The 14,566-nt window shown below is 43.3% G+C and carries 11 protein-coding genes; 4 read left to right on the top strand and 7 right to left on the bottom strand.

Translation table 11 applies throughout. From position 1 onward, the window contains the following. Positions 1-22 precede the first annotated feature (22 nt). The 7 genes from M1K58_RS05145 to M1K58_RS05115 all read right to left on the bottom strand — a co-directional run bounded on the left by M1K58_RS05145 (position 23) and on the right by M1K58_RS05115 (position 6,530). Positions 23-853 (bottom strand): carbohydrate ABC transporter permease, encoded by an 831-nt coding sequence (locus M1K58_RS05145; RefSeq protein ID WP_256757584.1) that lies wholly within the window; start codon positions 851-853, stop codon positions 23-25. Between the two features lie 19 nt (positions 854-872). Then, positions 873-1,745, bottom strand: coding sequence for a carbohydrate ABC transporter permease (locus M1K58_RS05140; RefSeq protein ID WP_256757583.1), 873 nt, complete (start codon positions 1,743-1,745; stop codon positions 873-875). Positions 1,746-1,882: 137 nt separating this feature from the next. Next, positions 1,883-3,187: an extracellular solute-binding protein gene (locus M1K58_RS05135; RefSeq protein ID WP_256757582.1), complete on the bottom strand. Its 1,305-nt coding sequence runs from the start codon at positions 3,185-3,187 to the stop codon at positions 1,883-1,885. A 61-nt stretch (positions 3,188-3,248) separates the two neighbouring features. Beyond that, complete coding sequence (locus tag M1K58_RS05130) at positions 3,249-4,265, bottom strand: glycoside hydrolase family 130 protein (RefSeq protein WP_256757581.1); 1,017 nt, start codon at positions 4,263-4,265, stop codon at positions 3,249-3,251. Positions 4,266-4,488: 223 nt separating this feature from the next. Then, positions 4,489-5,349: a VanW family protein gene (locus tag M1K58_RS05125; protein ID WP_256757580.1), complete on the bottom strand. Its 861-nt coding sequence runs from the start codon at positions 5,347-5,349 to the stop codon at positions 4,489-4,491. Next, the gene (locus M1K58_RS05120; protein WP_256757579.1) at positions 5,346-5,897 is read right to left on the bottom strand and encodes a GNAT family N-acetyltransferase; all 552 of its coding nucleotides are present in this window, start codon (positions 5,895-5,897) and stop codon (positions 5,346-5,348) included. The genes M1K58_RS05125 and M1K58_RS05120 overlap by 4 nt, the downstream gene beginning before the upstream one ends. Positions 5,898-5,900: 3 nt before the next feature. After that, on the bottom strand, positions 5,901-6,530 hold the full coding sequence (locus M1K58_RS05115) for an HD domain-containing protein (protein WP_256757578.1): 630 nt from the start codon (positions 6,528-6,530) through the stop codon (positions 5,901-5,903). A 281-nt stretch (positions 6,531-6,811) separates the two neighbouring features. Between M1K58_RS05115 and M1K58_RS05110 the strand changes: the two genes are divergently transcribed. The 4 genes from M1K58_RS05110 (at position 6,812) to M1K58_RS05095 (ending at position 14,517) form a co-directional block, all read left to right on the top strand. Continuing rightward, positions 6,812-8,587: an ABC transporter ATP-binding protein gene (locus M1K58_RS05110; RefSeq protein ID WP_256757577.1), complete on the top strand. Its 1,776-nt coding sequence runs from the start codon at positions 6,812-6,814 to the stop codon at positions 8,585-8,587. A 32-nt stretch (positions 8,588-8,619) separates the two neighbouring features. Next, a complete protein-coding gene (locus M1K58_RS05105; protein WP_256757576.1) occupies positions 8,620-9,294 on the top strand; it encodes a response regulator transcription factor in 675 nt (224 codons plus the stop codon). Next, positions 9,291-10,529 (top strand): sensor histidine kinase, encoded by a 1,239-nt coding sequence (locus M1K58_RS05100; RefSeq protein WP_256757575.1) that lies wholly within the window; start codon positions 9,291-9,293, stop codon positions 10,527-10,529. Before M1K58_RS05105 ends, M1K58_RS05100 begins: the two co-directional genes overlap by 4 nt. Before the next feature lie 187 nt (positions 10,530-10,716). Next, positions 10,717-14,517, top strand: a complete 3,801-nt coding sequence (locus tag M1K58_RS05095) for a response regulator (RefSeq protein WP_256757574.1) — start codon at positions 10,717-10,719, stop codon at positions 14,515-14,517. Positions 14,518-14,566 lie beyond the last annotated feature (49 nt).

Below are 14,566 nucleotides of genomic sequence, written 5' to 3'. Positions count from 1 at the left end.
GGCCAATACGGGTATCCGTAATTTATCCCTTTACAGAACCTGCAGTCATCCCGTTAACAAGCTGCTTCTGAAGCAGTAGGTAGAAAATGAGAATTGGGACAAGCGCAATCGTAAGTGCTGCCATCTGAAGCGTGAGGCTAGCGGTTTCAACACCAACGAAATTAGCGAGTCCAAGCGGTAATGTTTTGAGAGCTGATGAACTGATCAGTACTAGCGCGAACAAGAATTCGTTCCAATTATAAATAAAGTTAAGAATAATTACGGTAGCAAGTGCTGGTCTTGTAATCGGTAAAATGATCGACCAGAAAATGCGGAATACTCCGGCTCCATCCATAACGCCTGATTCTTCCAAGTCCCGTGGAAAACCTCGCATAAAGCCTTCAAGGATAAAAATCGTTAAAGATAAGTGAAATGCCGTATAAGGCAAAATAAGCGATAAATAGGTGTCCAGCAAATTAATATTTTTCATAATCATGAAGATAGGAATAAGTGTGGCATGAATCGGCACGAGCATTCCTAGCAGGAACAATCCATAGGTGAAGCCCCGAAGCTTAAACTCAAACCTGGATAAGAAATAAGCGGCAAGCGCACCAAGGAGTACGGTCACGATCAACGATGCGAATGTGATAATGATACTATTTACAAAATAAGTATTCATATTCGCGACTTCCCAAGCTTTGGAGTAATTCGAGAACTGAAGAACCTTAGGAAACGAGAACGGGTTACCGGAATATTCTTGCTCTGTCTTAAACGAATTGACGATCATCCAGAAAATCGGAAAAATATTAATTATAGCGAACATGCTTAGAAAAGCATAAACAAGTGTTCGGAACAAACCTGATTTCTTTTCCATCAGGGTATACCCCCTTTCTTTAAGCCTTCTCTTTGCCCAGACGATTAACGATAGTGACGACAATGAGACTGAAAATGAGAATTAAGACGGACACGGCACTCCCGTAACCGAAACGCATATTCACGAAGGCATTGTTATACATGTACACCGTCATAACCTCTGTTGCATGTGCAGGTCCGCCTCCGGTCATAATTTGAATGAGATCAAACACGCGGAATGAGTTACTTATGCTAAATACGACTGCAATAAGAATAGTGCCGCGAATCATCGGAATCGTAATCCGCATGACTTTATTTAACCCACTGGCTCCATCAAGCTCAGCAGCCTCATTCACTTCGTTCGGAATATTTTGTAATGCTGCAAGGAAGATGACCATAAAGAAACCACAGTTCTGCCAAATGTAAGCTACGCTTATGGAGAACATGGACCATTTTGTATCTCCGAGCCAATTTTGCTGCCAGCTGTCTAAACCAACAGAACCGAGTATGCTATTCAGTAAGCCGTATTCCGTGTTGTACACGGTACCAAATATTAACGAAACCATAACGGATGAGATAACGACAGGTAGAAATCCGATTGTCCGGAAAAATCCTGCACCCTTCATACTGCGGTTAAGAAGAAGAGCAAGTAGCAATCCGAGTGGAATTTGCCCGAGCACGCCTGTTAGAAGAATAATCATGTTGTTCTTAACAGATAGCCAGAAGATGCTATCCTTAAATATTTCAGTAAAGTTGTCGAAGCCCGTAAACGTCATGGGGTGGATTCCATCCCAATTCATGAACGAATAATAAGCAGACATTCCGATAGGAACAACAGCGATCCCTAAGTAAATGATTAGTGCAGGCAATAGACCGAAAAAAATCGCATATTTCGTCCCTTTAAGAGTGTGCAAAGAGATTCCTCCTTTTCCAATCCTGCCAACTATTAGCTGTAGGAATGAAGAAAACCCTCTCTGGGGTTTTCTTCGTTCCTAACCGTTTTCATAAGGCAAGCGGTATATTCATCTAACTAAATCTCAGATGCGATTAATTACTTCATGCCATCCAGAGCAGCTTGTACATCTTTAGCCAATTGCTCAGGCGTCATTCTGCCAACTGTAATCGCTTGAAGTCCGTTTTGCATAACGGATGTCACTTGTGTCGGGATAATGCTATCGAATACTGGTGAAGTTCCATTGCTTGTAAGAGCAATCATTTCTTTCAAGTATTCGCTAGCGTCAGCAGGAACATCTACTTTGGCAGGAACGACTACACCTTTGCTTATCAATTCTTTGTAAAGATCCTCATTAACGAAGAACTTCATGAATTCAAGTGCTGCAGCTTTTTGTTTCTCATCTAAATCACTTGAAATTGCAATTCCGTACTGAGCAACTCCAGAGCTTTTCTTAGCATCGCCTAGTCCACCCGTTACGCTAGGGAATAGAGCAATACCGAATTTATTTCCTTCTTCATTCGTAATCCGAATTCTGGAGTCTACAGTAGAAGAAGAAATGTGCATTGCTGCCTTGCCTTGAATGAAATAATCTTGTCCTTGTACGGAATCCATATTGTTCGCATCTGTGTTAAATGCTTTCAGCTTTGATAATTCTTCGATTACACCAAGTGCTTTAACGTATTCTGGATCCGTGAACTTCGCTTCCTTGTTCATTACCTTCGCCAGGAAGTCACTGCCAACGAAACGTTCTTGGATCGCTGACAAGTATGACGATTGAAGCGGCCATTGCTCTTTGTTACCTAAGGAAATAGGAGTGATACCGGAATCCTTGAGCTTCTTAATCGCATCTATGAACTGATCGTACGTTTCTGGGAATGTGTCATAGCCGACTTTTGCAAACATTTCTTTATTGTAGTAAATGATATCAACAAACGTTTGTTTCGTTGGAATCGCATATTGCTTTCCGCCTTGATTGAAGCCAGCAAGTGCTTCTGTTGATAAAATAGAGCTCCAGTTAGCCATTTCGGAATCAATTGGCATAAGCAGGTTACCTGCTACAAGTGGCTCAAGATCTGCACCCGGCCAAACGACATTAATGTCGGACAGGTTATTAGCTGCTGCAAGTGTTCTCAGCTTTGTTTTGTATTGAGCAGCAGCAACACCATCTTGTTTAATGGTGATTTCTGGATGGAGTTTCTCGAATGCAGCAATTCGCGCCTTGTATACTTCATTGTCAACGTTCGGGGAAGTCCAAGGATGCATCATGTTCAATGTTACTTTCTCACCATCGGCAGAACCTTTATTAGCATTATTGCTGTTTCCACATGCCGCTGTTACAAGCGTTAATAGTGCAACTGAACCGATAAGCAACGTTTTCTTCATGTTCTTAGTTGTTTTCATCTTATGCCCTCTTTTCTGTAGTGTTTGCTATTTGGCTCTATATGCGATGAAACAATGATCATTACTGTGGTTCGTTAAGGATATACTCAACCAAATCATCCAAAGGAACAGTAGCCAATGCGATTGCTGTATCTGTAACACCGTAGTAAATGTATAGCAATCCGTCTTTTACCACGTTACCTGTCGGGAAAATAACATTCGGAATTTGAAAACCGAATTTTTCGTAATAGGTTTCTGGCTCCATAATAAAATTATTCGTTCTTGCAATAACAATTTCTGGATTTTCCAGATCAAGCAGTAGTGCTCCTACACGGTATACGGTTTCACTATCCACACCGTGGTACAGGACTAACCAACCCTTGTCCGTGCGAACCGGAGGCGTTGATCCGCCAATTTTTTTGGACTCCCAGCTTTGATTCTCTGCTTTTGCAAGCAATTTAGGCTCATCCCAGTTGATGAGATCATCGGAGTAGCTGATCCACATCGCTGCTTTTTCCGTACCATAAGCTTCGCCAACATATTCTTCTGGACGACGTAGAAGAGCGAATTTCCCATTGATTTTCTCAGGGAATAGAATGTTGTCACGGTCATTGATCTCAAGTGGAGTTGTATCGCAGAGATACTCCCAATTAATAAGGTCCTTAGAGGTCATAATTCCGGAACGAGTTAACCAATGCTCCTCTTTCTCTCCCCATCCGTCTGGATATTGGGGAATGGAGCGCTCTGGGATTCCTGCGCCTGTCGGATAATAATTCATGGCACAAGGACGAAGTGCGTAGTTCAGGTAGAAAGTATCGTCAATCTTCACTATGCGTGGATCTTGAACGCTTCCATAAGGGAAACCAAGTTGATCTGGTGTAACAACCGGCTCGTCCTTCACGTGAGTGAAGTTGACGCCATCATCACTTTCCAAGAGACCAAGGAAGTTTTTGCATGGAGTCAGTGACCCCGCAGTTCTTTCAATCATGTAAAACTTATCATTGTCGATAATGACTGCTGGGTTAAATACAGTTACTTTACGCCATTCAAAAAGGCCTGGAACAACGATTGGGTTGTTCGGATGTCTTGTGATTTTCATGTAATGTCCTCCTTAAATGAGTAAATCCCGAGTTTGTTAAAGTTCATCAATAAATTCAATCCGTCTTTCTTACAACACATTATATCTCGGGGTACGACCTCAGAATATCCCACAAACTATTGAAAACATCTGAATTATAAAGATGAGTAACTGAGATTTACACATATCGAAGAAAGCGCACCCAATTGCTGGATGCGCTTTCACAAATTTTGTTAATAGATGATTATGATTTCTTCAATTTGTCTACCTTTAAACCCTCTAGCGGCTCACTTGAAGTAGCATGCAATAAAGGTGAATACATCATTAATGCGTGATTTTCCGTTATTTCCTCTTCTCTCAGCCATTCCCCATCGCGCGAATAGACATCCCGATATAGCCTATTGTGCCGAACATACCCTCCCCAAGGCTCAGATGTGATCGTGTGATCCCGTTCCTTCACCACATACTGATAACGTGAAGGCTGTTCAGCTAGCCAACTCCCATGCAAGTACTCTTGATCCAGACGAAGGCACAATTGATAGGTTGTCGAAGTGTTGTTCGTGATCTGCAAATCTCGATAATTGTAAGAGCAAGTCGCCCCGCTTCCGAACGGCTGGGTTCGACTTGCATCCGGAAATACATCATAGCTGTGACGATGGCGCTCAGTAATTGTTAAATCTGTATGTAAGGTCATCCAATAGATTAAATTAGACAGCTGGCACAATCCACCTGCGACTCCTGATCGCACTTCACCACAGAACAAGATCATGCCATCCACATATCCCTTGCGTCGAGTAGGCTTACCTAACAATCGCCAGTAAGAGAATGTCTCCCCAGGCCGTATAACAACAAGGTTTAAGCGTGGGACGGCGATCGAAAGATTAACAATTTTATTGCGCTGTAGCCACATATCGGTGTCTGCCAGCTTCCTCAATAAAGGTGTTCGATGCTGCATGACAACATGCGGAAGCGTGCTCTCATTTATTCTTCTTGCAAACTTCATCTTACCGAATATCCATACTATATAACGTTGCGATGTATAAGCCCATTTGCCAAGACGGAGTCGGATTGGCGAGCGTGGAATCGGTCGTAATTGTGGAATCAAGGATAGACGACTCCCTTCCAATCCGATTTCAGAATGCCCATCTGAATAACATCCCAATAACGGCCCTTCTTATATTGTCGCTCCCTAAGCCTCCCCTCCTGAACAAAACCGCAGGCGAGATAGCTCCGAATCGCACGCTCATTAAAGTCATACACCTCAAGCTCAATTCGATTCAAGTTCATCTCTAGGAAAGCGAATGAAATAAGCAGCTTCATCGCCTCTGTCCCATATCCGCGTCCCATCTGTTCAGATGAGCCGATCACAATACCTACGCGCGCAACCCGATTTTTCCAATCGATGGAGTCTAGGTTCACTTGTCCGATATATGCCTCAGTAGACAAGTCTGCGATAACGAAGCCCCTGCTGTCTGAGTTCCCCTCGAGCATCGCGTCCAAATATGCCTCAGTCGCTTCCAACGCATGAGGGTATAAGAAGATATCTGATAGATGCTGCACAATCTCAGGATCATTCACCCATTCGCGAATCCAGGGTAGATCGTCCTGACGGTATTCTCTAAGCATAATATGGGTACCTTGTAAACGCGACATCGATTATTCCTCCTCGGTTACCGGGTCATCTAGCAAGATGCCTTGAGCAATCGATCTTTGCAAAATTTCTAACGTAAATTTCCACAAAGTATCCGAAACTTCCCGAACAGGTTCAAGCCTTTTTAATACTTGGGATTTGACAATCCCATTGTTTTTCCAGCTGACGCCGCCTGTGTAGTAGTTATGGATAACCGGATGAAGCCGATCCAATGCTGCAGCGTATTTCGCTTCGTAGGTTACACCATCCTCAAACTCACGCCACAGTTCCATCCACTCTCCCCGCTGATCTTCAGGAAGCAAACCGAATAGCCTTCTAGCAGCCGCATTCTCACGTTCTTCTTTATCCAAATAGCCTTGCGTGTCATAGGCAAAAGTGTCACCCGCATCAATTTCCACCAAATCATGAAGAAGCAGCATTCGGATAACATGATTAAGATTAAGCGACGGATCGTTCGCATGCTCCAAGAGAACGACAGCCAATAATGAGACATGCCAGCTATGCTCCGCGGTATTCTCAAGACGGCTCTTATCTATGAGGAACGTTTTGCGAAGCACCGATTTTAGCTTGTCGATTTCAACGAGAAATGAAATTTGCCCCGAAAGACGTTCATTATTGATCCATTGGTCTGACATAAGATGATTACCCTCCACTAAGTTACCTTGTTATTCTTTTATTCATTTATTGTAACATGGACTTAAACCCTTAGCATGTGTGTATGTACCCGCTTTCCTCTCGCACCTTGAAGCTATCCATTTCCGTCCGTTCATATTCAGTTCACATACCTCATGCATGATGATCTCATCAAATACAAACTGTTCCGTTGGTAAAAAGATGGATTTGGTCTTATTGAAACCTCATAATGGAACAATAAACCTTATCCTAATCATTCTACAGTAGAAATGAGGATTCAAATATGTCTACAACTCAGAAGTCAGAGCAGCCCTCCACCCCACCTAAGATCAATTGGCGAACCTTTATCACCCTTATCAATAAAGCCAAGCCTTCCAAATCTATGCTCGTCATTGCACTCACGTTTAGCTTAATCTCGACCATAGTTGGCTTGTTTGTCCCCTTGTTCACGAAAAATTTGGTCGATGGATTCTCCTTAGACTCGTTAGAGTCTTATCAAATTGTTCTACTCGTCTGCGTGTTCGTAGCTCAAACGGTAGCGGGTGGCTTATCCATCTATCTACTTAACAAATTCGGTCAGCAAATATTATCCGGCTTGCGCGATTTACTATGGCGCAAACTGCTTTATTTGCCCGTGTCCCACTATGACAAAGAAGAAACCGGTGGTTTGATCAGCCGGGTGACCAATGATACGAATGTCGTTAAACAGGTCGTCTCTGAGCATATGTCCGGGTTCATTACGGGTATTATTTCCATCGTTGGTTCTATCATTATTTTGTTCACATTGGATTGGCAAATGACTTTAATGCTGTTGATCGCTGTCCCCCTGACCTTGATCATCTTGATGCCTCTCGGCAAGAAGATGCACCAAATCTCACGTAACATGCAGAACGAAACAGCGAATTTTACCTCCGTCCTTACTCAAGTACTCTCGGAAGTTCGGCTAGTGAAATCCTCGAATGCCGAACCCATCGAGTATGTACGCGGCAAATCGGGCATAGACAAGCTGTTCAAGCTAGGTGTTCGCGAAGGAAAGATTCAAGCTTTCATCGGTCCATTAATGGGTATTGTCATTATGGCGTTAATGGTCGTTATTATCGGATACGGTGGCTTGCGTGTTTCCAACGGATCAATTACTGCGGGTGAGCTTGTCGCATTCATTCTGTATCTCATTCAGATTGTCATGCCCCTTGGTCAAATTACCTCATTCTTCACCCAATTGCAGAAAGCAATCGGAGCAACGGAAAGAATGATCGATATTCTCAGCCAACCGGAAGAGGTTCAAGATCGAGGCTCTAAGGTTCCAGATACGGACGCAGCTATCTTCTTGAAGGATCTTAACTTCCATTATGACAACGGCGAGCCCATCCTGAAGCAAGTCAACTTCTCCATTCCCTCCGGTAAAGTGACAGCTTTAGTCGGTCCAAGCGGAAGTGGCAAGACATCTTTGTTTTCCCTGATCGAAAGGTATTATGAGCCCCAAGAAGGAACGATCACCTATGGCCAACATCCGATTGAAGATTTCTCCATAACTTCGTGGCGAAGCCAGATCGGGTATGTCTCTCAAGAAAGTCCATTAATGTCAGGTACGATCCGCGAAAATATTACGTATGGTCTAGATCACGAAGTGAGTGATGAGCAGTTAAGAGCCGTTGCTAAAATGGCTTATGCAGATGGATTCATCGACGAGCTGCCTGATGGTTTCCTGACTGAAGTTGGTGAACGAGGAATGAAGCTATCGGGTGGACAACGTCAACGGATAGCGATTGCTAGAGCTTTGCTACGCAATCCGCGGATCCTCATGTTAGATGAAGCGACCTCCGCACTTGATAGTACATCTGAACGGGTAGTACAGGAAGCCCTCAACAATCTTATGAAAGGTCGAACGACACTGGTTATTGCCCATCGCCTCTCCACCGTCGTAGACTCGGATCAGATTATCTTCCTCGACAAAGGTAGGATTACGGGAATCGGAACACATGAGCAGTTAGTTGTCAGTCATGAGCTCTATCGTGAGTTCGCTGAACAACAGCTCCGCTATCAGGAACAGTTCACTTAATCATTAATTCTAAAATAAAGGAGTTGTCACAGATGACTAGAATTCTCGTCGTAGATGATGATCCGCATATTCGCGAGCTTGTGAAAGTCTTTCTTGAGCAGGAGGGATTCGATGTCTGCGAAGCGACGAATGGAGCTCACGCCCTTCAGCTTCTTGAAGCAACGACCGTTGATCTTGTCATCCTCGACATTATGATGCCTCACATGGATGGTTGGGAGCTGTGTCAGGAGCTGCGCGAGCATTATGAGATGCCTTTGATCATGCTAACCGCCAAAGGTGAAACCACTCAGAAGCTTAAAGGCTTCCAGCTTGGAACGGACGATTATATCGTCAAGCCGTTCGAGCCAGTTGAGCTTGTTGCCAGAGTGAAGGCATTACTCAAGCGCTATCGGATATCCGTCTCTCAGAACGTATCCGTCGGAAGCATCGTTCTGAATCGCCACATCTTTACTGTACAAGTCGAAGACCAACAGCTTACTCTTCCGCTTAAAGAATTCGAACTTCTATTTAAATTGGCTAGCTACCCGGGTAAAACGTTTTCCAGAGAGCAGCTGATCGAACAATTATGGGGCTTCGATTATGAAGGGGATGAACGTACTGTAGATGTACATGTTAAAAGGCTGCGTGAGAGGTTTCCCGATGGACAGTTCGGATTTCGTATTACGACAATTCGTGGGCTTGGCTATCGACTGGAGGTGACGTCATGAAACGACACCGTGATACAGGAAACCCCGAGCAGCATCAGGAGCACAAAGATCGGGAACGTGGGTTTGGTAGAGCCTCCCGGAATCTGCGAAGGAACCCTAACGAAAAGAATCGTTGGTTTGATGGAGGTCAGCCGGAGGATGCGGAACATCGGAGACGAATGAAAGAACTAAGTCTACAATTTCGTCCTCCGAAGAAGTGGGTTGTCTTAACCACGATCGGCATTCAAGTCACTATAGCCGCAAGCTGGGGACTTGCCTACGCTCTTATGGGCTTCATCTATAACACTTGGTTCCCAGAATACGGACACGATCTACTTCGTCAATATTTAACCGTTGTCCTAGGATTGTTTATCTTATTTTACACGACGCTTCTGGTCCGTCGCTTTTTTGCTCCGGTGCGCCGAAGCATGGATTGGATCTTACAGCTTCTTGACGCGATGAAAAAGCTGTCTAAAGGCGATTTCAACGTGAATTTAGAAACGAACACTCGATTTATGGGGCAATTCGGTCCATTGGTAACCGGCTTTAACGAAATGGCTACTGAGCTTAGCCAGATGGAGCAGATGCGACAAGAATTCGTTTCGAACGTCTCTCATGAAATCCAGTCTCCACTTACCTCGATAACTGGGTTTGCCAAAGCTCTGCAGAACGACAAGCTTTCACCTGAAACGCGAAAACACTACCTAGAGATTATCGAAACAGAAAGCAAGCGTCTTTCCCGCATGAGCGATAACTTACTCAAGCTTACCTCATTGGAATCTAAGCATCATCCCTTCGAAGTAAAGCCATATCGGTTAGATAGACAAATTCGACATATCATTCTCTCGTGTGAACCCTTGTGGCAAGAAAAAAACATTGAGATGGATGTTGAATTACCTGAGCTCATTATTCATGCGGATGAAGATTTACTTAGCCAGGTATGGGTAAATCTACTGCATAACAGTATCAAGTTCACGCCTGAAGGCGGGACAATTAGCGTAGAGCTTGTTAGGAATGCTGATCTTATTCGAATTGTTATCACCGACAGTGGTGATGGGGTGTCCGATGAGGCTCTCCCCCATCTGTTCGAACGGTTCTATAAAGAAGACAAAGCCCGCGAACGTTCTGGTAGCGGAAGCGGGTTGGGATTATCGATTGTGAAGAAGATCGTGAATATGCATGGGGGTGAAGTATCCGCCAGCAATCATGTCCGTTTAGGAGCGGTATTGACTGTTGTGCTACCCATCCTACATTAATAAATGGATTAATGTCATTAATAGATTTGATCATTTGGCTTCCACCCATTGGGTTGGAAGCTTTTTTTGATCTTGCGCATATAGGATCAATAAAGTTGGGTCTGTCGAATTACGCCTTGATTCGTTATGATAGAGAGAGTCAGGATTAGAAGATTTACCCAAAACCTACTCGGGGGTGTACTCCAATTTGTTCCGGTCCCTTCGCTTTAAGATCGTTCTCGTGCTCATCTTAATAAACTCCATTTCCTTTATCATGATGAATTTAATTAACTATGAAACCTCAAATAAACAAATGAACAAGCAATTAATTAAGCATAGTATGATCAATCTGAAGAGCACCGTTGCCAATCTCAATACAAAGCTGGCACTTCGAATTAAAGAAGCAGAATTAGTGAGACATACGATTCCTCAAGATCTGAAGACGATTGAATTGCAGCTTGCCTTTTTAAGGGAAGACGTCCCTCTATCTAACTTATTGACAACTCAAATCGGGATAGCAGGAATTGATGGTTCGATGATCATGCTCGACGGTACAGTTGTACCCGTAGGAGGAATTGAAGCGTACCAGCAAGCTTTGAAAGGAGATTCCGGCTACTCTCACCTTTTATTGGATGTTCAAGGTAAACCCATGTTATGGCTAATGGTTCCTCGATACAATTCTTTTAATGGAATCATAGGAACGATCGGTTTCGCGCTTGATCCCTCCCAGTTGTTCGGAGATCAATTAAATGTACGCTCTTCAGAATATGAAGAAAGTGCGATCATCTTGGTTGATCGGGATACTAATATTTTATATTACTCCAAGGAATCTCCCATCTTAATGCAAGATTCCTCGAAAGACGAACCCGCCATTCGTGATTTTGCCCAGCAAATGGGCGATATTGAAGAAGGTTATGGTGAAGGTCAATTATATGGGCGCTCTTTGAAAATGTTCTATTTAAAAATACCGAATAAAGACTGGTATGCCGTTTTTTCAATTGCAAAGGAAGAATTTGAAGCGCCTTTTCGTCGTGCATCATGGATGAATGTAGGTTTAATCGCTTTGACTGAGATCATTCTGGGAATTTGTTTATTTATTATTGCACAAAAGTCTATCCTTAATAGACTTAAACAGGTCGTTGAAGTCACGAAGAATGTTGCCGCTGGTAATTTCTACACTCGACCGTTAGACATTCAAAGCCAAGATGAGATGGGAACATTGTCTAGCTCCGTTAATGGAATGATCGAAAACTTGCAGAACTTATTCGAGCCTTTCCAGGCTTTCATTCACCACAATCAGTATGCGATGATCGTAACCAATTCCGAGTTCGTTATTACAGCGTTTAACCAAAGAGCTGTGGAAATATTAGGCTACGAGGAGAACGAGGTCATCGGAAGGAAGTCTCTCCTACTCTGGCATGATCATGATCAATTGCATGATCGGGCCAATTTTTACTCAGACACGCTTAAACGTACAATAGCGATGGATGAATCCCTTTTATTCTTGCTCTCACAAAATGGATTTTTACCGGATTGGGAATGGATATGGATTAATCGTGAAGGAACCCGTATACGGGTCTCCTTAAATCCTAGCGTCATGCGGTATCCGGATGGAACCATCAAGGGGTATGTACTGATTGCAAGGGATATTAGCGAGATTAAACAAGCTGTTGAAATGAACACACGGCTACTAGAAATAATGGCTAGTGCTCATGATATGATCGCTTCCTTCGATTTGCGGGGATCTATCTTTTATCTTAACCAGGCAGGCCATGCTTTTCTTGGCATTGAAGCCATCAGTGAACATAATCAACGGCTTAGTCAGTACATGCCGATACCGATGACGGTCAAATTCGCGGATGGTTTAACAGAAGCTCAGAAGCATGGCTTCTGGCAAAGTGAAATTGAATTTATTAATGTTAACAACGAAGTTCAGATGACATCGATTACCGTTGTCGCACATCGAACGCATGATGATTCCGACACTTTCTTCTCCACGATCGTACGAGATATATCCGAGCAGAAGGAAATCGAGCTTCAGCTTGTTAATGCGAAAAATGAAGCGGACTTAGCCAATGAAGCGAAGAGCACCTTCCTCGCTAGGATGAGTCATGAAATCCGCACACCTCTTAACGGAATTATCGGTTTAACTTATTTACTTCAACGTTCAGAATTAACGAAAATCCAAGCAGATTACTTGCTTCAAATCTCGGATTCCTCTCAAAACTTGTTGCGTATACTGAATGATATTTTGGATTTTTCCAAATTCGAAGCCGACAAATTAACACTTGAGCAATTGCCATTTCGGGTAGAGGAATCACTCAACCGACTCGGAGGTATTTTCTCTGTGCTGTTAGGCACTAAGAATATTGATTTTATTATTCACTTAGACCCCCAAGTGCCGGATTGGCTTATCGGAGATCCCACACGGTTAGAGCAAGTGCTCCTTAATCTAGGCACCAATGCGATTAAGTTTACGAATATCGGTTTAATAGAGCTTGCCATCTCATTGGTCGACATAGCCAATGGACAAGCTCGCCTTAACTTTCAGGTGATTGATTCAGGAATTGGGATGACTCAGCAACAGCTTGATCAATTATTCAGACCCTTCGTACAAGTGGATGAGAAAACAAGTCGCAAATATGGCGGTACAGGTCTTGGTCTAGTGATCTCACAAACGATAATCGAAAGTATGGGTGGAAAGATTAACGTGGATAGCCTCTATCATGGAGGCAGCACCTTTAGCTTCGAGCTGATTTTCCCGATAGACAACAAGCTGCCCCTTCCAATAAAGCCTTACCCTCTTGGACTGAAAATCATCGTACTTGAGGACAATGATCTGATCGCCAAATACTGGAGCTCCCTTCTCTCTTCATTTGGCTGTCATGTCGTTACAGTATCCTCTTGGGAGCACGCTAAGACACATCTGCATGAGCTAAAATGGGATCTGTTTATTGTGGATATGGAAGCCGGAGATATGCATGGTGAAGAAACATGGAAGAACTGGAAGACTGTATTGGATGCGCATGAGATTAAGATCATCTCCAATACCTCGTTACTAGGTAGAGATGCTCTTCACCAGCTTCCTGATGAGTATAAGCCAATGGCTGTACTTGTTAAGCCCGTGACTCCATTACAGCTGCAGCAGGCTTTGCAAGTATTTACTAACTCCAAAGCTGACAAGAAGCTTATCCCTCATTCTGAAGAGGCCATCAAGTATCCCAATCAAAGCCCTTTCCATAGTTCTTTACGGATATTAGTCGTTGATGATCAGATTATTAACAGATTAGTTGTAAAACAATTGCTTAGCCAAAGTGGATTTGAGGTTGAGTTATTGGAGAGCGGTTCAGAGGCTGTAGCTGTGACGGACCTGGAACATTCGAATGTTAATTTGATCCTTATGGACTTGCATATGCCTGGGATGGATGGTATTGAAGCTACGATTGAAATTCGTAGAAGATTTAGCTCTGAACAATTGCCAATTATCGCATTAACGGCTGACATTACGAAGGAGCAACACGTGAAATGCTTAGCAGCCGGAATGAATGATATCCTTACAAAGCCTATTGAACCTGATATCTTGTTAGCTGTACTAAGTAAGTGGCTGCCGTTACCTCTACCTGTTTCTCCTAGCATGATTGATAAGGATATCCTTGAATGGCCGATCACGCCAGGAATTGATGTATCACTTGCATTAAGTAGATTGGATGGCAAAAGCATGCTTTATTTGCAGCTGTTAGATAAATTTTTAGCCCAGCATACCGAAACCTATAGTAAGCTTAACATTCTTCTAAATGAAGGAAATCGGAAAGGCGCTATTCGTCTAGTCCACTCCTTAAGTGGTGCTGCAGGTCACTTAGGGGCAACAGCTATACAGGAAGCTGCATCTACGATGGAAAAAACGCTAGAAGACAATGAAGACATCCTTCAGCCTTTAGACGCCCTTTCCAGGGCACTTCAAGAAGGACTAGAATCGATTAACAGCCTAACCTTGCAAAAAAGGAGTTAGACGAACACCGTTCGACAATATATAATAGAGTTAAATATTAGTAAAGTAT

The sequence above is a fragment of the Cohnella sp. WQ 127256 genome (assembly GCF_024519285.1).
In the GTDB taxonomy this organism is placed as follows: domain Bacteria; phylum Bacillota; class Bacilli; order Paenibacillales; family Paenibacillaceae; genus Cohnella.
Note: the sequence above shows the minus strand (reverse complement) of the source record. Positions and strands in the feature narration are given on the sequence as shown.